22 protein-coding genes are annotated in these 25,012 nt (G+C 40.4%); 13 read left to right on the top strand and 9 right to left on the bottom strand.

What is annotated here, in order from left to right:
- Positions 1-387 precede the first annotated feature (387 nt).
- The 9 genes from C7972_RS22135 to C7972_RS22095 all read left to right on the top strand — a co-directional run bounded on the left by C7972_RS22135 (position 388) and on the right by C7972_RS22095 (position 12,384).
- Positions 388-3,126 carry a PSD1 and planctomycete cytochrome C domain-containing protein gene (locus tag C7972_RS22135; protein ID WP_110358346.1) on the top strand — a complete coding sequence of 913 codons (2,739 nt, stop codon included), beginning with the start codon at positions 388-390 and terminating at the stop codon, positions 3,124-3,126.
- A gap of 2 nt (positions 3,127-3,128) precedes the next feature.
- Positions 3,129-4,637, top strand: a complete 1,509-nt coding sequence (locus C7972_RS22130; protein WP_110358345.1) for a DUF1501 domain-containing protein — start codon at positions 3,129-3,131, stop codon at positions 4,635-4,637.
- 25 nt (positions 4,638-4,662) lie between these two features.
- Positions 4,663-4,848: a hypothetical protein gene (locus C7972_RS23965; protein WP_181422968.1), complete on the top strand. Its 186-nt coding sequence runs from the start codon at positions 4,663-4,665 to the stop codon at positions 4,846-4,848.
- Between the two features lie 17 nt (positions 4,849-4,865).
- Positions 4,866-6,263, top strand: a complete 1,398-nt coding sequence (locus C7972_RS22120) for a c-type cytochrome domain-containing protein (RefSeq protein ID WP_110358344.1) — start codon at positions 4,866-4,868, stop codon at positions 6,261-6,263.
- A gap of 462 nt (positions 6,264-6,725) precedes the next feature.
- Positions 6,726-8,156, top strand: coding sequence for a DASS family sodium-coupled anion symporter (locus tag C7972_RS22115; protein ID WP_110358343.1), 1,431 nt, complete (start codon positions 6,726-6,728; stop codon positions 8,154-8,156).
- Between the two features lie 305 nt (positions 8,157-8,461).
- Complete coding sequence (locus tag C7972_RS22110) at positions 8,462-10,963, top strand: zinc-dependent metalloprotease (RefSeq protein WP_110358342.1); 2,502 nt, start codon at positions 8,462-8,464, stop codon at positions 10,961-10,963.
- Between the two features lie 221 nt (positions 10,964-11,184).
- Positions 11,185-11,370, top strand: a complete 186-nt coding sequence (locus tag C7972_RS22105) for a hypothetical protein (protein WP_110358341.1) — start codon at positions 11,185-11,187, stop codon at positions 11,368-11,370.
- Between the two features lie 140 nt (positions 11,371-11,510).
- On the top strand, positions 11,511-11,690 hold the full coding sequence (locus C7972_RS22100) for a hypothetical protein (RefSeq protein ID WP_110358340.1): 180 nt from the start codon (positions 11,511-11,513) through the stop codon (positions 11,688-11,690).
- A gap of 235 nt (positions 11,691-11,925) precedes the next feature.
- Entirely contained in the window at positions 11,926-12,384 is a 459-nt protein-coding gene (locus C7972_RS22095; RefSeq protein ID WP_110358339.1) for a hypothetical protein, read from the top strand.
- Positions 12,385-12,458: 74 nt separating this feature from the next.
- On the opposite strand, the gene hemL is transcribed toward C7972_RS22095, so the two are convergent.
- The 4 genes from hemL to C7972_RS22075 are packed head-to-tail and all read right to left on the bottom strand — an operon-like array spanning position 12,459 to position 15,843.
- Positions 12,459-13,748 carry a glutamate-1-semialdehyde 2,1-aminomutase gene (gene hemL, locus C7972_RS22090; protein WP_110358338.1) on the bottom strand — a complete coding sequence of 430 codons (1,290 nt, stop codon included), beginning with the start codon at positions 13,746-13,748 and terminating at the stop codon, positions 12,459-12,461.
- Between the two features lie 3 nt (positions 13,749-13,751).
- On the bottom strand, positions 13,752-14,600 hold the full coding sequence (locus tag C7972_RS22085; protein ID WP_110358337.1) for a glucosaminidase domain-containing protein: 849 nt from the start codon (positions 14,598-14,600) through the stop codon (positions 13,752-13,754).
- Entirely contained in the window at positions 14,597-15,493 is an 897-nt protein-coding gene (locus C7972_RS22080; protein ID WP_375334797.1) for a 1-aminocyclopropane-1-carboxylate deaminase/D-cysteine desulfhydrase, read from the bottom strand. Before C7972_RS22080 ends, C7972_RS22085 begins: the two co-directional genes overlap by 4 nt.
- Positions 15,490-15,843, bottom strand: a complete 354-nt coding sequence (locus C7972_RS22075; RefSeq protein WP_110358335.1) for a hypothetical protein — start codon at positions 15,841-15,843, stop codon at positions 15,490-15,492. Before C7972_RS22075 ends, C7972_RS22080 begins: the two co-directional genes overlap by 4 nt.
- Before the next feature lie 181 nt (positions 15,844-16,024).
- Here C7972_RS22075 and C7972_RS23960 point away from each other — a divergent pair, with 181 nt between their 5' ends.
- From C7972_RS23960 to C7972_RS22060, 4 genes are all read left to right on the top strand, one after another.
- A complete protein-coding gene (locus tag C7972_RS23960; protein WP_181422967.1) occupies positions 16,025-16,192 on the top strand; it encodes a DUF5522 domain-containing protein in 168 nt (55 codons plus the stop codon).
- Between the two features lie 68 nt (positions 16,193-16,260).
- The gene (locus C7972_RS22070) at positions 16,261-16,821 is read left to right on the top strand and encodes a DUF4136 domain-containing protein (RefSeq protein ID WP_110358334.1); all 561 of its coding nucleotides are present in this window, start codon (positions 16,261-16,263) and stop codon (positions 16,819-16,821) included.
- 255 nt (positions 16,822-17,076) lie between these two features.
- Complete coding sequence (locus C7972_RS22065; RefSeq protein ID WP_110358333.1) at positions 17,077-18,828, top strand: aromatic amino acid hydroxylase; 1,752 nt, start codon at positions 17,077-17,079, stop codon at positions 18,826-18,828.
- Positions 18,829-18,890: 62 nt separating this feature from the next.
- Entirely contained in the window at positions 18,891-20,156 is a 1,266-nt protein-coding gene (locus tag C7972_RS22060) for an acetylxylan esterase (protein WP_110358360.1), read from the top strand.
- Between the two features lie 28 nt (positions 20,157-20,184).
- On the opposite strand, the gene C7972_RS22055 is transcribed toward C7972_RS22060, so the two are convergent.
- The 5 genes from C7972_RS22055 to C7972_RS22035 all read right to left on the bottom strand — a co-directional run bounded on the left by C7972_RS22055 (position 20,185) and on the right by C7972_RS22035 (position 24,976).
- A complete protein-coding gene (locus C7972_RS22055) occupies positions 20,185-20,796 on the bottom strand; it encodes a DUF4230 domain-containing protein (protein WP_110358332.1) in 612 nt (203 codons plus the stop codon).
- 43 nt (positions 20,797-20,839) lie between these two features.
- Positions 20,840-21,490 carry a response regulator transcription factor gene (locus C7972_RS22050; protein ID WP_110358359.1) on the bottom strand — a complete coding sequence of 217 codons (651 nt, stop codon included), beginning with the start codon at positions 21,488-21,490 and terminating at the stop codon, positions 20,840-20,842.
- 9 nt (positions 21,491-21,499) lie between these two features.
- Positions 21,500-23,473, bottom strand: a complete 1,974-nt coding sequence (locus tag C7972_RS22045) for a tetratricopeptide repeat protein (protein WP_110358331.1) — start codon at positions 23,471-23,473, stop codon at positions 21,500-21,502.
- Positions 23,474-23,501: 28 nt separating this feature from the next.
- Positions 23,502-23,765, bottom strand: coding sequence for a hypothetical protein (locus C7972_RS22040; RefSeq protein ID WP_110358330.1), 264 nt, complete (start codon positions 23,763-23,765; stop codon positions 23,502-23,504).
- Between the two features lie 158 nt (positions 23,766-23,923).
- Positions 23,924-24,976 carry a hypothetical protein gene (locus C7972_RS22035; protein WP_110358329.1) on the bottom strand — a complete coding sequence of 351 codons (1,053 nt, stop codon included), beginning with the start codon at positions 24,974-24,976 and terminating at the stop codon, positions 23,924-23,926.
- Between the last annotated feature and the right edge of the window lie 36 nt (positions 24,977-25,012).

Genomic DNA, 25,012 nt, shown 5'->3' with positions numbered 1-25,012 from the left:
AATTGGAATTATAGATTGAACAACATCCGGAATTAATAGAGAATATCCAACAACGACGTCATATTTGATAACAAATGGGGCTTATTTCCCACACAATTGCCGAAAATACCCCCTATTTATTATCCCAAAAATAGGATATTGCAGGTTGATGGGATTGGATTCTTGAACTGAAGTAAATAACGGAGGCTAATAAAAAACCTTTATATTAGTCTGGTGCAAAAAAGTATTGGCATTAGACAAAATCCGGGTTGCACCCAATTTTATGAAGCAGTATCATTATAATCTTAAAATATATAGCCGAGCTTCTTACTGCTATCCTACCCCAAATATGAAGAAGTGTATGGGTTTGAAAACATGGATATTGAATAAAGATAAAAAAACAATAGCGTGAAAAAGAAAGTATCATATGGTCTTTTATTTATAGGTATCATTATACTTATTATTTCTGTCTGGAGCCTTCTTAAACCCTCGGACACCGTTGATTTTAGTGCCGATATAAAACCCATCCTGAACAAGAACTGTATTACCTGCCACGGAGGGGTAAAGAAAAGTGGCGGATTTAGTCTATTATTTGAAGAGGAGGCCTTTGCCGATACCGAATCGGGAGGGCCCGCCATTATCCCCGGCAATGCCGCCAAAAGTCCGTTCATCCAGCGCTTAAAGGAAGATGACCCGGAATTGCGCATGCCCTATAAAAAATCCAAACTTTCAAAAGAGGACATAGAACTATTGACCAAGTGGGTAGATCAGGGTGCCAAATGGGGCAAACACTGGGCCTATACCCTACCGGAAAAAGTGGAAGTTCCCAAAGCTGCCCAATCGGCCGGTATTTCTTCCGGGGATGCCCAAGGATTTATTAAAAATGACATAGACCACTTTATTTTAAGAACCTTGGAAAATAACGGCTTGGAACCAAGTCCGCCTGCCGAGCAAAACGTATTGGCGCGCAGACTGTCCCTGGATATAACGGGACTACCACCGGACGATTCCTTATTTAATGATTTTACCACAGGCAAAATTACCTATGAAAATATGGTGGACGAGCTTCTCTCCAGGGATGCATATGGTGAAAAGTGGGCCAGTTGGTGGTTGGACCATGCGCGTTATGCGGACACCAAAGGCTATGAAAAGGACATGGGCAGGACTATGTGGCGATATAGGGACTGGGTAATAAAGGCATTGAATAATGACATGCCCTTTGACCGGTTTACCATTGAACAACTTGCGGGCGATCTTTTACCGGACCCTTCCGTAGATCAACTTATAGCTACAGCCTTTCACAGAAATACAATGAACAACGACGAGGGCGGGACCGAGGATGAGGAATTCAGGGTAGCCTCCGTAATAGACAGGGTAAACACCACCTTTGAAGTATGGCAGAGCACCACCATTGGATGTGTACAGTGCCATAGCCATACCTACGACCCCTTTAAGAACAGGGAGTACTACAATCTCATGGCTTTTTTTAACAACACCAGGGACGAGGACACTTCAGAGGATGAGCCCAATCTACGATTTTACTCCGGGGAACAACAGGAGGAAGTGGATAGGATTTACCAATGGATCGCCAAAAATGAGAACAGGGAAGTGGCCAAGGCCTATTACAATTTCCTACAATATTCCGAACCGATCTACCATGCCCATTTGGCCAAGGATTATACCAATGGAAATTTGGCGGACACGAAATGGCTGGCCCTAAGGGACAATGGCTCCTGCTACCTCCCCGATGTCCATACCCAAGGTGCCGACCATATATACCTGAAGTATTCCTCCTCTATAGATGGAACCAAAGTGACCATCAGAAAGGATAATGCGCAAGGGGAGATCCTGTCCCAATTTACTACGAACAGGACCAAGGGAAGGGAAATCCAAAAGTTCCCGTTCAAAAGAACAGACGACAAAATAAACTTATATATAGAGGCCGATAACGACAGGATTTCTCCCAAAAGCGCCACCAGTTATATCTCCTGGTTTGCATTTCTCCCGGAAATAAAGGCCGGGGATAATTCCGGATACTCCCAGATCGATGACAGCTTTATGAAACTGTTGAACTCCAACACCCCTACACTGCCCATCATCATTGAAAATCCCGACTACCAAAAAAGGGCCACCCAGGTCTTTGAAAGGGGCAATTGGCTCATGAAAACCGATACCGTTGAGCCCGCCACTCCACAAAGTCTCAATGCCTGGAACGATGCCTGGCCAAAAAATAGGCTCGGGCTGTCCAAATGGCTGGTCAGCAAGGAGAACCCGCTAACGGCACGTACCCTTGTAAATAGGGTATGGCAGCAAATTTATGGCCGCGGCATAGTAGCCTCCCTGGAAGATATGGGGTCACAGTCCGACCCGCCATCGCACCCCGAATTATTGGACTGGCTGGCCTTAAGGTTCATGAACGAGCACAATTGGAGCATAAAGGCCCTGGTAAAGGACATTGTTATGTCCGGTACCTACCGCCAGAGTTCCAAGAACAATGCCAGGTTATACAATTTGGACCCTGAAAACCTACTCTATGCACGGGGCCCCAGAATTCGATTGGGAGCGGAACAAATTCGCGATCAGGCCTTGGCCGTGTCGGGTCTTTTGAGCACAAAAATGTACGGCCCAAGTGTTATGCCACCACAACCGGAAGGTATATGGCAAACTGTATACAACGGTGGCAATTGGGTAGAAAGCCAAGGGGAAGACAAATACCGAAAGGCAGTATACACTTATTTAAAAAGAACCAGCCCCTACCCATCCTTCCTCACTTTTGACGCAGGAAGCAGGGAAGTATCAACGGTACGCAGGACCGTGACCAATACCCCATTACAGGCCCTGGTCACCCTAAACGATCCCGTTTATCTGGAAACGGCCTACCATCTGGCCAAATTTATGGCCCAGGGAAGCAATGTGGACAATAGTATACGCCATGGCTACAGGAAAGCCGTTTTGGCCGATATTTCGGACGAGAAACTTAACGTCCTAAAGGAACTGTACAACACTTCACTTTCCGATTTCCGGGAAAAACCGAAGAACATCAAGGAATTCATTCCTTTTGAAACCGGTACGGATGCCAATTTGGCGGCATTGACCGTGGTGGCCAATGCCATTATGAACTTGGATGAATTTTTAACAAAATCGTAGCTATGAACAGTTTGGACCGATTAATAAAGGAAAAGTTACAACGGGAAATCCAGGCCAGGACCCGTCGACACTTCATTAAGGACTGCGTTGCCGGGATGGGCGGTTTGGCCATGGGCTCCTTCTTTATGTCCTGCAATTCCTTTCTCGGCAACAATGAAAAAGGAAAAATCGCCCTTACAGAAAGGGATGTCAACCCATTGGCCTCCATGGCCCCTCCTTTCCCCGCCAAGGTGAAGTCCGTTATTTACCTGCACATGGCAGGTGCCCCCTCCCAACTGGAAATGTTCGATTACAAGCCCGCCCTCCAAAAGCTGGACGGACAGGTCACCCCACAATCCATGTTGGAAGGCAAGAAATTTGCCTTTATCAGGGGAACGCCCAAACTTTTGGGGCCACAAGCGGAATTTAAACAGCACGGGGAATCCGGGAACTGGGTCTCCAACTTCTTGCCGCACTTTTCCAAAGTTGTGGATGAAGTCGCTTTCCTAAAGGCAGTGAACACCGATCAATTCAATCACGGGCCCGCCCAATTGTTCATGCATACCGGAAGCCCCAGATTGGGCAGGCCAAGTATAGGGTCATGGGTCACCTATGGCCTGGGTTCCGAAAATCAGAATTTGCCAGGATTTGTAGTACTGACCTCCGGGGGGAAAACACCGGATGCGGGAAAAAGTGTTTGGGGAAGCGGTTTTTTACCATCGGTCTACCAAGGGGTCCAATGCAGGTCCAAAGGGGATCCGGTTCTGTATATAGACGATCCCAAGGGCATTGCCCGAAATCTTAAAAAAAGCACCATCGATGCCATAAACAATATCAACAAAAAAGAGTTCGACGAATATTCCGACCCCGAGATCCTGGCCAGGATCAATCAGTACGAAATGGCCTACCGTATGCAGACCGCAGTGCCGGAAGTAATGAACATCAACAATGAACCCGAACATATCAAGGAAATGTACGGGGTGCGACCGGGCAAGGAATCCTTTGCCAACAATTGCCTTCTGGCCAGAAAGCTTGTTGAGGACGGGGTGCGTTTTGTACAACTGTTCGATTGGGGCTGGGACAGCCATGGAACAGGCCACGATACGGCCATAGACCTGGGGCTGAGAAATAAATGTACCGAAATAGACAGGCCCATGTCCGCCCTTCTCCTGGATCTTAAACAAAGGGGGCTATTGGACGAGACCTTGGTGGTCTGGGGTGGCGAATTTGGCCGGACCCCCATGCAGGAAAACCGGGAAGGTCAGGAAATGGCCTATAAGGGAAGGGACCACCACGGAGATGCCTTTACCATGTGGATGGCCGGTGGGGGCATAAAAAAAGGCGCCAGTTGGGGGATCACCGATGAAATCGGGTTTTCCGCCCTGGAGGGCCAGGTCTCCGTGCACGATGTACACGCCACTATGATGCACCTTCTAGGTTTTGACCACGAACAGTTTACCTTTGATTTTCAAGGAAGGCCCTTCCGGCTTACCGATGTGGAAGGACATGTAATACACGAAATTCTCGCCTAAAACACAAACCGACCAAACCAATATAATGCGATTTATCATCATACTTTTTGGATCCTTACTATTCTCCTATGGTCAAGAAAAGGTCCTTTTTTTTCAAACCGATTGGGGGAAACAATTGTCCTGGGACCGATTTTGCGAACAGGCCAAGACCTCGGGCTATGACGGAGTGGAGTTAATTCCTTTAATCAACAAGCTTAAAAAGAACGCCTAAAATTGAACCAATAATCTATGGAAATTATTCAACAATTGATAGGGCGCCTGCACCCCCTTGTAGTACATTTACCGATAGGATTTATTATTGCCGCCCTATTATTGCAATGGTATGATAGAAAGAATAAGGAATGGTCCAAAATAATTGGACTCCTGTTTCAATGGGCCTTTATTTCAGCAACCGTAGCCTGTATAAGCGGCTATCTTCTTTACAAAGGCGAAGGATATTCCTTTGATACGGTAAAATTTCATTTGTGGTTCGGCATTGTTACCGCCTTGTTTTCCCTGTTGATGTATTTGCGACTGGCGGCCCCTTCGAAGATGGACTTCCTTAAGCGGGTACCAGTGGTCCTTTTATCTTTCTCGCTATTATTCCTGATTTCGTTCACCGGCCATCTTGGGGGAAATATTACCCATGGATCGGATTACCTCATCGAACCACTGCCCAACAGCATTAAATCCCTTTTGGGCGCTGGCCCCAAGGTTTATGAAATGCCAACTATAGAGGAGGAAAATTGGGAGGAGGCCGTACTCTATACGGACCTGGTACAGCCCATATTGAACAACAAATGTGTTAGCTGCCATAATGCCAAAAAAGAAAAGGGGGAATTGCAGTTGGAGGAAGAAAATGGGATCCTTAAAGGGGGTGAAAACGGTGCCGTCATAGAACCCAATGATCCCCAGAACAGTTCTTTGTACGCCAGGCTGGTACTACCACTGGACCATGAGGACCATATGCCCCCAAAGGACAAGACCCAACTTTCCAAAGAAGAGATCGACATCATTGAAAGTTGGATCGCCAACAGCAACTCTTTTGACAAAAAAATCGGGGAACTGGGATTGAAAAAAGAGTTGTTCCAGGCCTTTTTCCCAAAGGCAAAGGATAACACCTACCCTGATGTCAAGGTTGCCGAAGTTCCCAAGGATACTATTTCCGCCATAAAGAAAAAAGGTTTCCATGTGGAACGGGTAAGTGAAAACAGTAATTTTATACGCGTATCCTGCATCAACAGACCCACTTTTAAGGATAAGGATTTTGATTTGCTGTCCCCTGTCAAGAATCAAATTGTTTATCTTGATCTTGGCAAGACCCTTATCACCGATGCCGTTTTTGAGAAAATAAGCACCTTGCCCAACCTTACCATACTAAAAATGGACAATACCGGAATAACAGGTAAAAATATTGAACATTTGGAAAAACTTGAATACTTAAGAAAACTCAACCTAGTGGGCACCAATTTTCAGGAGGTTCATCTGGCCCATTTAAAAAGGTTCAAAAAATTACAAACAGTTTATCTCTTCAACACACCTGTTAAAAAACCCGATTATGTTGACAGACCAAAGGAAGGGGAATTGTTCATTGATTATGGAGGTTACGATCTGCCTAAAATAGCTACCGATTCCATAGTTTTCTAGTTTGTCATCCAACTTGTTATTTTGATCGTAAAATACTGGTTTACTTTAAAATACTGAAATGAGAACGGTATATTGATGTCTGTACCAACGTATTCCAAATTAATCTGGTTTGAAAATCTTCTACGCAGTTGTTTTAAGCCTTTTTTTTGCCGTTTGCCCTATTACACAAAACAATTTTTGTGGACTCCCCCAGTGGAATCCTAACACCTCATTCAATTGTCCTACGGCAACTTGGTTACCTATAGGAAGGCCGAACCCGGAATTACGGATAAAATACTCTACATTGGTGAAATGTCCATCCTAAAATATTTTACGGTACAGTGGACAACAATTAAAATTTGATTAGCTTGGGGATAATTTTTAATTAATTGGAATCCAAGCCACAAAAACTAAAGCTACTTATCGGTTACATTTTTATAAATGACAGAAATAACCTAGTTTAGAACACCATAAACCTCCCATATGGATTTGAGCAAGAAATTAGGATTATTATTAGGCCCCATCATTTTTTTTATTCTTTTAAATTTACCCAATACCCTAGTCTCAGAAAAAGGCGATGCAGTAATAGCGGTGGCAGTTTGGATGGTAGTTTGGTGGATTACCGAAGCTGTTTCGATTTCGGTAGCGGCCTTGTTGCCCCTTATTTTGTTTCCCCTTTTAAAGATTATGCCCATTAGCGAGGTAGGAGCCAATTATGGGAGTCCCATCATTTTTTTGTTTTTTGGAGGATTTGTGATGGCCTTGGCCCTAGAAAAAGTAAATTTACATAAACGCATTGCCCTTAACATCATTAGAATTACCGGAACAACACCGAACAAGGTAATCCTGGGATTTATGATAGCTACAGCTGCTTTAAGTATGTGGATAAGCAATACGGCCAGTACGGTTGTTATGCTTCCAATTGCCATGTCTGTAATTGGTCTTTTGATCAACGACGCGGACGGCTTTACCAAGGATGATCGCAACTTTGCCCTCAATGTAATGTTGGGAATCGCGTTTTCTGCAAACGCAGGGGGAATTGCCACCGTTATTGGCACCCCTCCCAATTCAATTTTAATTGGCTTGCTGGAAAATGAATACAACATTGAAATCTCTTTTCTTAAATGGATGCTTATTGGGTTACCATTTTCAATTCTCTTGGTAACCATTTGTTATCTGGTCCTGGTAAAGTGGTTTTTTCCCAATAAGCAATTAAAATTTACAGGTTCCAAACAGATTATTCAGGAAGAATTAAAAAAATTGGGGCCAATGAGCCGAAAAGAAAAAATGGTACTCACCATCTTTGGAATAACGGTTTTCCTATGGATTTTTAGAACATTGATCAACGGTATATTCCCGTCCCTGGGACTATCGGACACTATCATAAGTATGATAGCCGCCGTTTCCCTTTTTGCCATTCCCTTTAACCTTAAAAAAGGGGAATTTATAATAGGCTGGAGCGATACTGAAAAATTGGCCTGGGGAATTCTGATATTATTTGGCGGTGGACTGGCCTTAGCGGAAGGTATGTCTACAAGTGGTATTGTAGATATGGTGGCAAACGCCATTTCCACTAGCGAAATAAGTATATTATTTACGGCATCCTTGTTAATACTGCTGATGCTCTTCATGACAGAACTAATGAGCAATGTAGCCTTGGTTGCAGTACTTGCTCCAGTAGTCGCGGGAATAGCGATAGGTCTAGAGGTTCCTATACTCTATTTACTGATTCCTGCGACCATAGCCAGTAGCTGCGCCTTTATGTTGCCCATGGCCACACCTCCCAATGCCATTGTTTTTGCCAGTGGTTATATAAAGGTATATCAAATGGCAAGGGTAGGAATAGTTCTTAACCTTATTTCTGTGGTATTACTGATCCTTTTGTTCCAATTTGTAATTCCCCTACTCTTTTGATTTTTCAGCATCGGAAAGACATCAAAAAAGTAAAGTCTTTGTTCCCACAAAGACTTTACACATGCTTAATTCAAATAAACTATAAAAAGAAATTCTCTATTCAAATAGACTTGTAAACTGTAAAAATGTTACAGATTGTTTGTAATTTTTTTCTTTGGACCGATATAATGCAAGAATCCGGGCCCTAGATTCCATAAAAACTCACATTTTCGTTAATTATTTTGTAATTGGACAATAATCCAAACCTACTTCCAAAATTTAAATTATTTTTAGTTCTTTGAAAGATTACAAAAGCAGCCTGAAATATGATTAAAAATTTACTCGCGAAAGTGTTATTTACATTTTTACTTATTGGATGTTTCCATACCACGGAGGCACAAATATTTAAAAAGAAAAACAAAAAATCCGAAACATCCGACACCAAGGAAAAATCTAAAAAAGGAGAAATAGAATCCTACGAAAAGGTAATCACCAAAGAAGCAAAGACGGACAAAGGCCTTTTTGATGTACATATAGTTGATGACAATCATTTCTATGAAATACCGGACTCTCTATTTAACAAGGAAATGCTAATGGTCAGTAGAATTGCCAAAACAGCTACAGGCATTGGCTTCGGAGGGGGGAAAATAAACACCAAGGTCCTTAGATGGGAAAAATTGCCAAAAAAGGTCTTACTTAGAGTAGTAAGCTATGATATTGTGGCTGCGGATTCACTACCGGTAAGTGAAGCCGTGGTAAATTCCAATTTTGAACCCGTACTGTATTCATTCAATATAAAGGCTTTTAAAAAAGACAGTCTGAATCCCGCTACGGTAATCCAGGTAAACGATCTATTTGAAAAAGATGTAAATGCCCTGGGCATGCCAGATTATTATAGGAAAGAATACAAGGTGTCGCGTTTGGATGAATCCAGAAGTTATATCAGTTCCTTAAAAAGTTACCCCTTGAATATCGAGGCAAGACATGTAAAGACCTATGTGGCAGGCAATCCTCCTTCCAATGGAAGTTTGGGATCCATTTCTATTGAAATAAATAATTCCATGATTTTACTGCCGGAGGAACCCATGAAACGGAGATATTTTGATAAGCGTGTGGGTTGGTTTGCCCGTGGCCAGGTAGATTATGGCTTGAATGCACAGGAAAGTAAGACCGTGCGTTTTCTTGATCGTTGGCGACTTGAGGTGAAGGAAGAGGATATAGAAAAATTTAAAAATGGAGAACTTGTAGAGCCTAAAAAACCCATTGTCTATTATGTTGACCGGGCTACGCCCAAAAGTTGGGTGCCCTTTATAAAACAGGGAATTGAGGATTGGCAGGTGGCTTTTGAAGCTGCCGGCTTTAAAAATGCTATTTTGGCCAAAGATCCCCCCACCCCGGAAGAAGACCCTGAATGGTCCCCTGAGGATGTGCGTTATTCTGTAGTTCGCTATCTGGCATCACCAATTCCCAATGCCAACGGACCACATGTAAGCGACCCAAGGACCGGTGAAATATTGGAATCCGATATTAACTGGTACCACAATGTAATGACCCTGTTAAGAAATTGGTTTTTTGTACAAACGGCTGCCATTAACCCCGATGCCAGGGGCGTTGCTTTTAAAGAAGAGGTTATGGGCCGCTTAATCCGATTTGTGTCCTCGCACGAAGTTGGACATACGTTGGGACTGCCCCACAATATGGGAAGTAGTATAGCCTATCCTGTTGATTCGCTCCGCTCTGCTACCTTTACCCAAAAATATGGTACGGCACCCTCCATAATGGACTACGCCAGATTTAACTATATTGCCCAACCCGGAGATGAGGGTGTGGCCCTAATGCCAGAGATTGGGGTATATGACAAATACGCCATTGGTTGGGGATATCGCCCCATATTGGACAAATCCGCCAAGGAGGAAAAGGAGATTCTGGATAGCTGGATCCTAAAACATTCGGGCGACCCACTATACCGCTTTGGCCACCAGCAGGTAGGCGATGTTGTTGATCCAAGTTCCCAAACCGAGGATTTGGGGGACGATGCCATAAAAGCTAGTGCCTATGGTATTGAAAATTTGAAAAGAATAACTCCAAAACTCATTGAATGGACCGCGGAAAAAGGCAAGGATTACGATGATCTAAGCACCATGTACGGGCAGGTAATTGCACAATTTAACAGGTACATGGGCCATGTCAGCAATAATATTGGTGGTGTTTATGAACAGTATAAGACCTATGATCAGGAAGGAGCTGTATATACTCCCGTAGATAGGGAGCATCAAAAAAATTGTTTGCTATTTGTGCAGGAACAATTATTTCAAACCCCTCATTGGTTGATCGTCCCAAACATATTTAATAAAATAGAGTATTCGGGTTCCGTGGAGCGCATAAGAAACCTACAAGTTAGAACGCTGGACAATATTTTGAGTCTGGGCAAATTGGCCAGATTGATTGAGAACGAAACTGCTAATGGCAAAGACGCATATTCCATACTGGAAATGATGGGTGACTTAAGAAAAGGGTTATGGTCCGAAACACGAAATGGGAGAACAATTGATACCTATAGAAGAAATCTTCAAAAAGCGCACATTGAAAGATTGGCCTATCTGATGACCACTGAAGATAATTCCAAAAAAGGAAATTCGGGTGGATATCAAAAATCCACCCCGATCAATACCAGTCAATCCGATATACGCTCCATTGCAAGAGCGGAATTGAATATTCTTAGAAAAGACCTAAAAAGTGCAATCAATAGAACAACGGACCCTATGAGCAAGTATCATTTACAGGATGCCGTGGAACAGATAGAACTCATTTTAAACCCCAACAGTTAGATTCATCATAAATTGAGGGCTACCATTAATATTATGAATATCAACTTTGTATATAAATGAAAAGGGCTATCTTTCTCCATAGCCCTTTATAAATACCTAAATTCCTGATTTTTCCGTTGAATGGATACCTTTTAACGATAAAATGTAAAATTTAACAATATTTATTTCCTAGCATTTAATATTTTTCCTACTTTGAGACCATTATTAACACCCCCCAAATTATGTCTTATAAAATTAAAAGCTTATTATATTTTGTTGGTTTTTTAGCCTCGGCTGTGCTTTACTATGCCTTGGAGCCTGAATATAACAATAATACCAATCGGGATTCAGCTGAAGTTATACATCTACAGGCCGATGATCTGGATATTGACACTAAGGTTGCCAAACTGGAGAACATTCAAGAATAGCCCCTCTTATTCCTTATTGGCATATTCCTGACCACATTAAATGATATTTTTACAACAATTATAAAAGGGTTTCACAACATTCATCATTTTTGAGACAATAGATTATATATCTTAGAGGTGTTATAAAAAACCCCAAATCTATGTCCTACAAAATAAAAAGTCTTCTATATTTTATTTGTTTTTTGGTGTCCGCCTTGGTTTACAATAAACTATCGGACAACACCGAGGTAAAAAAAGACGTAATCTCAACTGAAAAATCAACGGTTACCAATGAAGCTTTGGCCGATAATTCGGAAAATCAATTCATAAACGTACAATAATAAAAATCCAATAACCTATTTTCAAAAAGGGCATAAACCTTGGTTTATGCCCTTTTTTTTTATTGACTATTACAGCGGTAACCAATCCATTGGGATTAATAATTCTCCTCGCTATAACAACTATACTCCCCATACCCACAAAGGCCATCTGTTAAAATTGCCCTAAAAAAAACTTTCCCATTAAACCAATCCGTTAATGTCATGTCCTATATACATAACAGAAAATATTAAACAGATGAAAAAATTAGTTGTATTAATTGTATTAATGGCAGGCATAACTGCCATAGCACAAAAACCTGAGCGCAATAGAGGAGACAGAAACCATATGAAGGATATGACTCCTGAACAAATTGCCACCTTGCAGACGAAGCAGATGACCTTGTCCTTAGACCTTACAGATGCCCAACAAAAGGAAATTCAAAGTCTAAACCTGGAAAATGCATTGAAGCGTTCAGAGAAAAAGAAGGAAATGAAGGCTAGAAAGGACAGCGGTGAGACGAAGAAATTAACTTCTGAAGAACGATACGCTATGAAAACCGCCATGCTGGATCATCAAATTGCCCAAAAAGAAAAGATGAAAAAAATATTGGATAAGGAGCAATATGAGAAATGGGAGAAAATGAAAAAAAACCGCGAAGGCCATAGAAAGGGAAGGGGAATGAAAGACGATACTAGGAGGTCCGGAAGAAAATAAAATTTATTATCTTCTAAAATACAGAAGGCTAAATAAGCAAAATGGTGCTTATTTAGCCTTCTTACTTTTGTAGATCAATGTAAGTCATTGACTATATTGGATAGTGCAGCGATGGTCTCATCCAAATCTTCATAACTGAGGGCATCGTTTAAAAAGTAACTCTCAAAGGCACTTGGCGGCAGATAAATCCCCTGGTTTAGCATACCGTGGAAATACTTCTTAAAAACGGCATTGTTTCCTTTGGCCGAAGATTCAAAATCTACCACAGGTTCTTCCGTAAAATGGATTGAGATCATGGAACCAAACCTGTTCATCTGAAAAGGAACATTATTATCGTTCAATACCTGTGCCATTCCTTCCCCCAAGTATTTGGTCTTATCGGCCAAACTTCTAAAAACTTCCGGATTATTGTTCAATTCGGTCAACATGGCCAGTCCGGCACTCATTGCCAAGGGGTTTCCGCTTAAGGTTCCCGCCTGATACACAGGACCATCCGGAGCTAAATGCCCCATAATCTCCTCTCTGGCCGCAAAAGCCCCAACAGGCAATCCTCCTCCAATTACCTTTCCGAAAGTCACAATATCGGCATCTACAGCCAATACTTCCTGTGCACCCCCTTTGGCCAATCGGAATCCGGTCATAACCTCATCAAATATCAGCAGTATATCCTCTTGATCACAAAGATTGCGCAACCCCTTTATAAAGATTTCGTCAGGAATAATACAACCCATATTCCCAGCTATAGGCTCAATGATAATAGCAGCAATTTCTCCTTTATTCGCAGTGGTCAGGGCCTTAACACTTTCCAGATTGTTATAGGTCGCCAAAAGGGTATCCTTTGCAGTTCCCTTCGTAACTCCTGGGCTATTGGGACTACCAAAGGTAACCGCACCACTACCCGCCTGAATTAAAAACGAATCGGAATGTCCGTGATAACATCCCGCGAATTTTATTATTTTATCCTTACCTGTAAACCCCCTGGCCAAACGCACGGCACTCATGCAGGCTTCCGTACCACTGTTAACAAAACGGATCTTATCAATATTGGGCACCATGGAAACTGCAAGCTTGGCCAATTGGGTCTCTATTTCCGTTGGCATTCCAAAAGATGTTCCCTTTTTTGCTTTCTCAATTACCGCGTCTATTACCGGAGCATAGGCATGACCTAAAATTAACGGCCCCCAAGAGGCAATGTAATCTATTAATCGATTACCGTCCTCATCGTACAAATATGCTCCTTTGGCTTCCTTTACAAAAACAGGATTACCTCCAACGGCCTTAAAGGCCCTAACAGGGGAATTGACTCCTCCAGGAATATAACGCTGTGCCTCGGCAAATAAAGCACTGCTTCTTCTATAAATCATAGATTATCTAATTTTTTCTGATTTTACAGTCAATTTCTGGCCCTCGGCCAAATTGCTATTGTTCATATTGTTCAACTTCATCAATTCCGGGATGGAGACAAAATAGCGCTTGGAAATGGAATATAGGGTATCTCCCTTTTGAACAACATGGATTTTATGTTCGTATTGTTTTGGTTCCTTTTTTACAATACCGCCCGATTTTAAAACGGTCATGTCATATTTATCCAATCCATACCGCTCTATAAGTGCAATCAACTTATGCGGATACTTACGATCCGTTGCATAACCGGCCTCTTTTAATCCATAGGCCCATCCTTTGTAATCATCATGATCCAAATTGAACAAAAACGCATATCTGGCCCTGGTGGATAAGAATATACTGTGGTCCCTAAACGAATACATGGGATGGTTATATTTTCTAAAGCACTCTCCTTTTGCGTCGTCATCATGAAAATCATAATCCCCATCCCATCCTGTATGGCATTTAATTCCGAAATGATTATTGGTTTTGGCACTAAGGACACCTCTACCCGCCCCACTTTCCAATATGCCTTGGGCAAGCGTGATACTCGCTGGTATTCCATATGCCTTCATTTCAAATTGGGCCATTTCCGCAAAGGTTTCTATATATTCTTCCGTGGAATTTACTGTAAATTTCACAAAATTACCATTGTCCTCCGGAAGGGAATAGGCGCCCTCACTTTGGGATTCTCTTAGTGGTTTGGTATCCCTATTGGTTGTGGAAACGGTTGTCCTTGGATTTGGCTTTTTGGCATAAGTGGTTCTCTTTTTAACACCACAACCCACTAGGAACAAACCCAATATTGTTGTAATAGCAATTCTTTTTATCATACTTTTATTAATCGAAGATTCTTCTTTTTTAATACCAAATTCATTCCTGCTATCCCCTGTAGACCACCACTATGTATGGCCAAAATTTTGGTTCCAGGTTTAAAATAATCATTTTTTACAAGATCCAAAATTCCGTACAAAAGCTTTCCCGTATATACCGGATCTGTAGGAATATGGGTCTTTTCCTTAAAATAATTAATAAAGTCTATAAGCGTTTCAGAAACCTTGGCATAACCCCCAAAATGATAATCTGTGTTGATTTCCCAGTTTTCTTTGGTTGTAAAATTACAAATATCTTTTCTTAAAAAATCACCTTTTAGTGAGGGAAACCCTATAATTCTCTGATTACGAAGGGAAGAATTGATAATTCCGGCCAGGGTACCGCCTGTGCCCACACTGGAACATATAACATTAAAAGCCCTATCCTCCTGGCTTAAAATTTCCTCACAACCTTTCACGGCCAACAAATTTGTACCCCCCTCGGGAATTAAATAATTTGACCCAAATTCCTTGTTTAACACTTCTAAAAATTCCCTACTCGACTTTTCCCTATACGCAGATCTTGAAACAAATTTAAACCCCATCCCGTGTTTATATGCCTGGGACAGCGTAGGGTTATGCCTCCAGTTTCCACTAAGCTCTTCACCCCTAATTACTCCAATGGTTCTTATTCCGTGTATTCTTCCGGCATAGGCAGTAGCAGCAATATGATTGGAATAAGCACCTCCAAAGGTAAGAATGGTGTCCAAGCCCCTTTGTTTGGCTTCCAAAATATTGTACTTAAGTTTTCGGTATTTATTGCCTGAAATGAACGGATGTATCAGGTCCTCTCTTTTTACGGATAGAGCTACTTGTTTTTCAACTAAAATAGAAAGATCTACTTTTTGATTTATTCCCTGCACGTTGAAGGCTTTTCGGCCCAAAGATATTTAATAAAGCTAAACGGTCTTCTCTCCTGTAGATAATTTAAATTGGATTCATTATCATAGGCCTCACGTTCAAAGCTGATATTTTGGTAAGCTCTATAGGCGTCAAAATAAATTAGAAACCGAATAAGGCCCTCTAGCGAATACAGCAAATAAAAAGGAACTATTAATAATTCCCGTTGTTGTCTTAAATGTATTCTTTCATGATTAAGCAGAGTGGTATCCTTTTTTAAAGAAGCGTTCTTTAAAATAATGAAGGGCCAGAGAGACAGTCCAACGTAATTCTTATAAAACAAATGCTTAAATACTACAATCATTAATTCGGATAAATAACGCGCTCATCAAATATAAGGGGGTACGATCCAAAATATTTTCCATAATCGGCTTACTACGAACAAAATAGGTTAAAGTGCAAAAAGCATGCTAAACTCTGTTAAATAACCCTCACTTAACAGCCCAGCTAAAATTATTTGATAGAAATCCCATAAATTTACATCAATGAAGAAATTTATACCAATTGAGGAAGGGGATTTTTACCTTTCAGAGGAGGGATACAAAGTTTTCACCAAACAATATCATTTAAAAAGGGGGTATTGTTGTGAAAGTGGCTGCAGACATTGTCCTTACGGCTACAACCAAAAAACGAATGCACAGCGCCACAAATAAGGTATTCGGCATGATTTTTGAGTTTGATTATATTGAATATCACAAGTACTAATTCAAATATTAAAGCTATGAAAAAAATTAAATCTTTAGTCGTTCCGGTCTTGGTGCTGCTCTTTGCCAGTTCCTGTACATCGGTACGCGTATTATCGGATTACGATAAAGAAGCAAATTTTAATTCGTTTAAAACCTATGCCTTTTACAAGACTGGTATAGACAAGGCCCAAATATCGGATTTGGATAAAAAGAGAATATTACATGCCATAGATGATGAAATGAGTTCTCGAGGTTTTGTGAAATCTGAAAACCCTGATATTTTATTGAGCATATTTACCAAAGAGAAACAACAGGTAGACGTATACAACAACTATTGGGGTGCGGGCTATTATGGCTGGGGCTGGTCTCCATTCTACTGGGGATCTCCATATTACGGAGGAAACAATGTTAGCACGAGGACAGAAGGCTCTTTATATATTGACATCATCGACGCCAAGAACAAGGAACTGGTTTGGCAAGGAAGGGGCGTTGGCACCTTGAACAACATAAGGAATATGGAAAAGAAAGAGAAAAGGATACAAGAATTCGTTTCTGAAATATTGGAAGCCTATCCTCCCGGATCTGCTTCAAATTAAATATTCTGTAGATAAAACACCCATTGCCTAAAGCATCTTTAGATAATATTTAGCATAAATTACCCTAAAAATCCCCCTTATAGTCAAAAGGGGGTTTTTTATATCCATCCCAAAAATTTCATTGCCCATAGTGTTATCTACCATTAACCCATTTTTCAAGCAACCAATTACTACATCCAACTATATAATAATAGAAGGTCGCCCTTTGCGACCATAGGTGCTTTTTGTATCTTTAATAGGAATAAAACAACATCTATGTCTTTTGAAAGCAACTACATTCTAGATAAGCTTCCCAAGCATTTGAAGCAGTATATAAAACCGCAGAATTATGAGGATTATTCCCCCATAGATCAGGCGGTATGGCGTTACGTAATGCGAAAAAATGTAGATTATTTAAGTAAGGTGGCCCATAAAAGTTATTTGGAAGGGCTAAACAAAACAGGGATTTCCATAGATTATATCCCCAATATGTACGGAATGAACCGTATTTTGAAAGAAATAGGGTGGGCGGCCGTGGCCGTGGATGGCTTTATTCCCCCTTCCGCCTTTATGGAATTTCAAGCCTACAATGTGTTGGTCATAGCCTCTGATATTCGGCAATTGGAACATATTGAATATACCCCTGCACCCGATATTATACATGAAGGGGCGGGTCACGCCCCCATCATAGCCAATCCCGAATATGCGGAATACCTGCGCAGGTTTGGGGAGATAGGATCCAAGGCCATTTCCAGTGCCAAGGATTACGAACTATACGAAGCCGTAAGACATCTGTCCATTATAAAGGAAGCCGAAGGCACCCCTATAGAAGACATAGACAAGGCCCAAAAGAAAATTGAAGACCTGCAATTGAATATGGGGGAACCCAGTGAAATGGCCCTGATACGAAACCTTCATTGGTGGACCGTGGAATACGGGTTGATCGGCACCGTGGAGCAACCAAAAATTTACGGGGCCGGTTTACTATCCTCTATCGGGGAAAGTGCTTGGTGCATGACGGACAAGGTTAAAAAAATACCCTATTCTTTAGAAGCAGCACATACTTCCTTTGACATTACACAACCGCAGCCCCAATTATTCGTTACTCCGGACTTTGCCTATCTGAACCAGGTGCTGGAGGAATTTGCCAACACCATGTCCTTGAGGCAAGGTGGCCTAAGTGGCTTGGAAAAACTCATAAATTCCAAGGATTTGGGAACAGTGGAACTAAGCACCGGTCTCCAAATATCAGGAAATTTTAAAAGTGTAATTGCCCAAGATGGAAAACCGGTTTATATGCAAACCAAAGGCAATACGGCCCTTGCCTACCGTGAAAAGGAATTGATAGGTCACGGCATTAAGCAACATTCAAACGGATTTGGTTCGCCCATTGGAAAATTGAAAGGCATAAATCTCGCCATAGAGGATATGAGCCCCCGCGATTTAAAAGCCTATAATATCTATGAAGGTGAAGTGGTCTCCCTTGAATTTGTAGGTGACATAAAAGTTTCCGGGGAAATTATTACGGGCACCAGAAACCTAAAAGGTGAAATTATACTGATTACCTTGGCAAATTGTACGGTTACCCACAATGAAAAAACACTTTTTCATCGGGACCAAGGCCTTTACCATATGGCTGTAGGCGAGAATATTGTTTCCGTATTCAATGGCCCCGCGGATTTAAAGAGCTTTGACCTAATTACACATAAGGTAACGGACACCACCATAAAATCGGTCAAAACGAACCAAAGGAAACAGTTGGAACAATTATACAAGCAAGTCAGGGAATTCAGGGAAGGTAAAAACGTAACCATCTCTAGAAACAAAGTTTTTCAGGAAATAAAAGCCAACCACCCAGAAGATTGGCTGCTTGCTGTAGAATTGTACGAATTGGCAAAAAATAATGACGATGTAAATTTTGCCAAAGAACTGAAATCGTATTTGGAAGCCCTTAAACACCAAAAACCTCAACTTGGCCACCTAATAGATGACGGTCTGGAATTGGTTGACAAAAGTTTGGTAGTATAACCTTGTACCTAATTTTCATTTGGATTCCCTATATTTATGCCCCTACCCTTAATAGATCTGAAATGAAGCTTTTAACTTGTTTTGTGTGTTCCCTTTTTGTTTTATCCATGTATACAGCGCAATCCCAAACCAATTATGACGAAAGTATGGTCCCTTCCTTTGAGATCCCGGATCCGTTACTAACCTTTAATGGGGAAAAAATAAAATCGGTTAAAGAATGGGAAAAAATAAGACGGCCGGAGCTACTTCAATTTTTTGAAAACAACGTTTACGGCAAGATTCCAAAATCCCTTAAGATAGATTCCTATACCATTTTAGAACAGGACGACAACGCCTTAAACGGAAAAGCCAAGCGCAAGCAAGTAGAACTTACTTTTAAGAACAATGGCAAAACCTTACGTTATACCATTTTGATTTATCTCCCGAAGAATAATGTAAAGAATCCTGTTTTTTTGGGTTATAATTTTTATGGCAATCACACCATCACAGAGGATAAAGCTGTAATAATTTCATCGGCTTGGGCCAATAACAATGAATCATTCGGAATTGAAAACAATACCTTGACCGAGGAGTCCCGAGGCAAAAGAACACATCGTTGGGCAGTAGATAAGATATTGGATGCCGGTTATGGCCTAGCTACCATATACTATGGTGAAGTGGATCCTGATAGAAATGATTTCTCGGACGGGGTACATAGTTTATTGTACCAAAAATCCCAAAATCAACCTAAACCTGCTGAATGGGGCAGTATTGCGGCTTGGAGTTGGGGCATGGCAAGGGCATTGGATTATTTTGAAAAAGACCATGATATAGACGCTTCCAAAGTAATTTCCTTCGGCCATTCGCGATTGGGCAAAACATCGCTTTGGGCAGGCGCTACGGACCAAAGGTTTGCCGGGGTAATTTCCAACAACTCAGGCTGTGGGGGTGCCACTCTTTCCAAACGCAAATTTGGAGAGACCTTAGCGGTCATAAATGAAAGGTTTCCACACTGGTTTTGTGACAATTTTAACCAGTACGGCAACAATGAAGAGGCCTTGCCCATAGACCAACACCAACTTTTATCGCTTATTGCACCAAGGCCGCTCTATGTAGCCAGTGCAGAAGGTGACCAATGGGCCGACCCCAGGGGCGAATTCCTTTCCGCACATTATGCAACACAAGTTTACAACCTATACGGCAAAAAAGGAATAGAAACCATGGAAATGCCCAAGGTAAACGAACCCATCCATAATACCGTCTCCTACCACATCCGCACCGGCAAGCACGATGTTACCGACTACGATTGGGACAACTATATTAAGTGGGCCAATGTCTTTGTAAAGTAAGGGAGGAGTTGCCCATATGGGCAGTTTTTTAATCCAGCAACTTTAATTCTTCAAAATTTTGGATGTTCCTATCCCCATAGGTCAGTGTCCAACCCATGGAATTGGTAAGTACCAAAAATTTGGACAGCTCACTTAGAAGTCGGTTCTGGGCATTGGACTTTAAGGTTGAGGCCTCAATTTTTTTCAGGAGGGACGCATTAACATTCCGTTTAATTTTGTTGTAATCCTCTGCATTGAACTGGTTTAAATAATCCGAAGTAACATCATAATATTCAAAATCGGGGTTTATATTAATTTCCGGTTCCGGGATACTTATTATCCGTAGGGTCTTGGTTGTCTCGTCGATGTCAAATTTTATTAGACTTAGGTCATAGGCTACGGTCACCTCGGCATTGACCACCACCAATGCTTTTTTATCGGCAGTAATCAAAGCACCAAATAATTGTTGGGAATCTTTATAATTATACACTTCGGCAAAGTGTCCTTCGGTAACGATCAATTTGGAAACGTTATTGATCTGTTCCTGAATAAGCATTGAATTCTCCTTTAAAATGGATTTCTTTTCTTTCTCCTCCGAACAGGAACGAAAAATTAAAACAATAGCCAACGTAAATATAACACCAACAAAAAACCTTTTCATATCATTAAATATATGTTATAATCAAGAATTATAATGCTAATTTTTAAATAAGATTATTGCGTTTTGCTTTTTCTACCGCTTCCAATTTATTATGCACTTGAAGTTTTACATATATGTTTTCTATGTGCTTTCGAACGGTACTGGGTGATAAAAAAAGATTTTCTGCAATTTTAGTATAACTAAGGCCTTTGCCCAATTGCTCCAAAACTTCCACCTCACGGTTTGTCAGGAAGACTTCTTCCTGGGTCGCAATATTTTGCAAAGCTATTGGGTTTCTAAGTAATTTAAGGGTTCTTAGTGCTACTGAAGGAGTCATGGCCGCTCCTCCATTTAATGTGTCCAAAATTCCTTTGTATAAGGTATCTGGGTCAACATCTTTTAGCAAATACCCATCAGCCCCTACTTTTATAGCATTAAAAATATTCTCATCATTATCAAAAACCGTCAGCATAACAATTTTAATCTGGGGGTATCTCGTCTTTATTCTTTCGGTAGTCTCAATACCATCTAAAATAGGCATTTCTATATCCATCAAGATCAGATCCAAATGGGGATTTTCTTCCAGTTTTTCCAAGCATTGCAATCCGTTGACCGCTTTCCATTTCACCACTATAGCCTCAAAAAAAGCAAGCTTATCCTCTACTGCTTTTAACAGAAAAGAACTATCATCTACAATAGCTATTTTAATTTTAATTTTCATTTTCTAATCTCTAACAGGGATATTAAAAACAATTGAAGTTCCTTGGCCCAACATTGAAGTCAATTTTAATTCACTATTTAAATCCTTAGCTCTTTTTTGCATATTGGACAGGCCATTGCCCAACGTAACTTCGGAAAGTTCAAAACCTACGCCATTATCGGTTACTTCTACATGAAAATAATCCATTGTTTTATGAATGCTAACCTCCATAGTATGTTCTAATTCTTCACTATTTGCAAAAGCGTATTTTAGGGCGTTATTAACAGCCTCTTGAATGATTCGGTATAGATTTACCCCTTCTTCGGCAGTAAAGGAATAGGTTGGGTCTATATCCGAATCTACCGTAAAATTAAATTTTATATGTTCTGATGCTCTGGTTACGGTTGCCATAAAGATGTTCAACCGATATTGTAAGTCATCAAAAGTGATGTTCTCTTTGTTCATTGCCCAGATCGTATCGCGCAATTCATTAATCGTGGTTTTGGTGAACATCCCAATTTCACTTAATTTGTTTTTTATTTTACCCTCTCCAGCGGTTAAACCATACTTTAAGGTATCTATTGATGAGATAATAAAGGTTAATTGACTGCCAATATTATCATGTAAGTCCCTTGATATTCTCAACCTTTGATCCTGTAATCTATTTTGGGTCTCTATATGAACCAAAGCTGTTTTTAATTCGTTTTCCTTTAATAATTGCCTGTTCTTCAATCGCTGTTGCCCGTAAAAAAGATAACCAATCAATCCCAATAAAAAAGCCAAGGAAAGTAGACCATAAATTAGATTGTTCTTTTTGTCGATCTCTATTTTGTTTTGTGTCAATTGCAATTGCTGTTCAGACAATTCCTTCTCTTTCTTTTCTGCCTGATATTTTGCCTCCAACTCAAACATTGCCTTGGTTTTGGCAATCTGAAACAAACTATCTTTTTTATTATTAAACGCTTGACTAGTGGTATAGGCCAGATCACTATCCCCTTTATCATAATAGGCTTCCGATAGTAATTGTAGTGCATTGACCTCGAATTCTTTAAAATCCTTCTGTCGGGCTACTTCCAAAGCCTTATCCAATTGAGCCATTGCAACATCATATCTTTTAAAACCCAATTGGTTTTTGGCAAAACCTATCCTAGTATTGGTTAGTTCATATTCATTATTATCTGAAGTAAACATATCCATAGCCTCCAAATAGGTTTTTTCGGCTTTCCCATGTTGGCCCAAACTATCTTCCGCTACGGCAACATTGTTCAACATATACGGCACATATCTATGGTACCCTAATTTTTTATATCCTTCGGCAGCATCAAGTGCATAACTTATAGCGTTGTCAAATTTTTTTAAACGCAGCATTACCGAACCTATATTCCCGGTAGTAACCGTAATCCCAAATGTATTCTTACTTTTCTTATATAATTCAAGTGCTTGTTGGTAATAGTCCAACACCATAGCATATTCTCCCTGCTTTTTATAAACGATGCCAATATTGCTCAATACCATTGGCAGTAGGTCCGGATCAGTAGTATTATTTCCATAAATCCTCAACGCCTTAAAATAATGCCCAAGTGAAGTTTTAAAATTTCCCCGCTCATCCTCTATAATCCCTAAATTATTATAGGTATCGGCCAAGCCAATACTATCTGCCTTTAAATAATTGATAGAAAGACTTTTGGAGTGGAAATAAATGGCACTATCGTAATCTGCTTTGGCCTGATAAGCACTGGCCATAGAATTATACACAGATGCATAAAGTTTATCTTGTTTCGTTTTTTTTGCTTCCGATAGCGCCGCCTTTGCATAAACCAAAGCACTATCCAATTGTATGTTTCTATATTGCCAGGAAATCTCGTTTAAAGTGCCAACCAGGAGTTCTCCATTTTGAGTTTTTGAAACCCCTAAAAGGCTGTCCAGCTTTTTTTGCTGAGCATAACATTTTAATATCGTTAGAACTGCTAACAAAAAAATTAGACCTTGCCTTTTCATTAGTACAATTATCGTGAAAATTTCTAATTTATACTATACTTTGATCTAGCAATGATTCTTTTAAATTATACGTTATAAAACTATAGCTATTTAATCCATTTTCCCTGGCGGCAGAAGCAACACGATGGTTCTCTATACATTCCTGATAATATCCTACAAGATCTCTATGGGCATTGTCCAGTGCATTGTTTTTATTTTTAAAATACAACATTACACCAAAAGCGATGGCCAAGGTAGCAAGAACTATCAAAATTGAAATAGGCATACTTTCGGCTTTAAATACAGAACCCATCCTGACTATTTTGAATGAAGAAAAAATGTCAGGACGGGTGCAAACTTTTCAAACTATTTATTAAGGTATGAAGGCCAAAAAAGACAAATTATCTTGAGCATTAAATAGGGCTACAATTAGGACCTTTTCCTGAGATAGCCCCCAATCAATAATTATGATTACTTGCCAAGTATTTCGCTGGTATGATATTCAAGTAGTTTTTTACCTGCCAAATATATTCCTTCTGCATATTTGCCTCCATCAGGCTGGAGCCATTTGGTGGTTTCGCTATAATTATCACCTCGAATAGAAACTATCGGATTCAGTAATGTAGCCGTTGCCTGGGTTTGAGTGGAATAGGCGGCAATCTTTTCTTTCTTCATAACGCCATCAATTTCCAAATCAGATTTCATACTTCCTAAGTATTGAGATTCTGGACTCCCACCAATTTTCAATTTTCCACGTGTAAAATTCACATAACTGGAAAGTCCGACCGCTTGTTTGGATTTGTCGAACATGCTTGTTAATCCTGCTGAAGTTTTTTCATCCGTTACGGTATAGGTATCGGCTAATCTATAATCCACAAAAAGCTTTACTTTGGCCTGATTGCCTATATTCCAATCTGTCCCCAAGGAAGAAAAAACATAAACCAATGAAACATCGGCTATTAAGGCATCATCCAATTCACTGGACAAATTTTGAGCTGTTTTATCAAATCCTCCCAATTTGGAAGAGAATGCATTTCTATCTTTATAATAATAAGAGTAATCTGTAGGTACAACCGCAATAATCCCTGTCATATCGGTTTCAAAAAGCATTGGACCAACAGCCTTTTCCCAGCCCTTATAGGTGTCGGTTTTACCGGCTTCTTCACTTGTTATTAGCTCATATCCCTTATTTTTAAAATCCGCTATAAACTCAGTATATAATTGATCCGCTTTTGCCTGAATGGCCTCTTTGTCCAAAGACGCCAATCCAACGGCCGCTTTTGCTTTGGAAGCGTTTTTAATACTTCGTCCAAATCCACCGGCTTTTTTTTCATCGACCGCCTCCTTATAAATTTCAAAATTTATAGTAAAGCTCGAGATATAGATTTTCTTTGGTCCATCACCAATTTTATTGGATTTAAAACCATCATTTTTTGGTTTAAATTCACCCAATTGTTGTGCTTGCACAGCGGTTATAACAAAAAGAAAAATCGTAAGGTGTAAAAAATTAAATTTTGATTTCATGAAGTTTAAGGTTTAAATTATTTGCCTCAAAACTCC

It is taken from the genome of Arenibacter sp. ARW7G5Y1, assembly GCF_003201775.1.
Lineage (GTDB): Bacteria > Bacteroidota > Bacteroidia > Flavobacteriales > Flavobacteriaceae > Arenibacter.
This window is presented reverse-complemented; position numbering and strand designations above follow the sequence as displayed.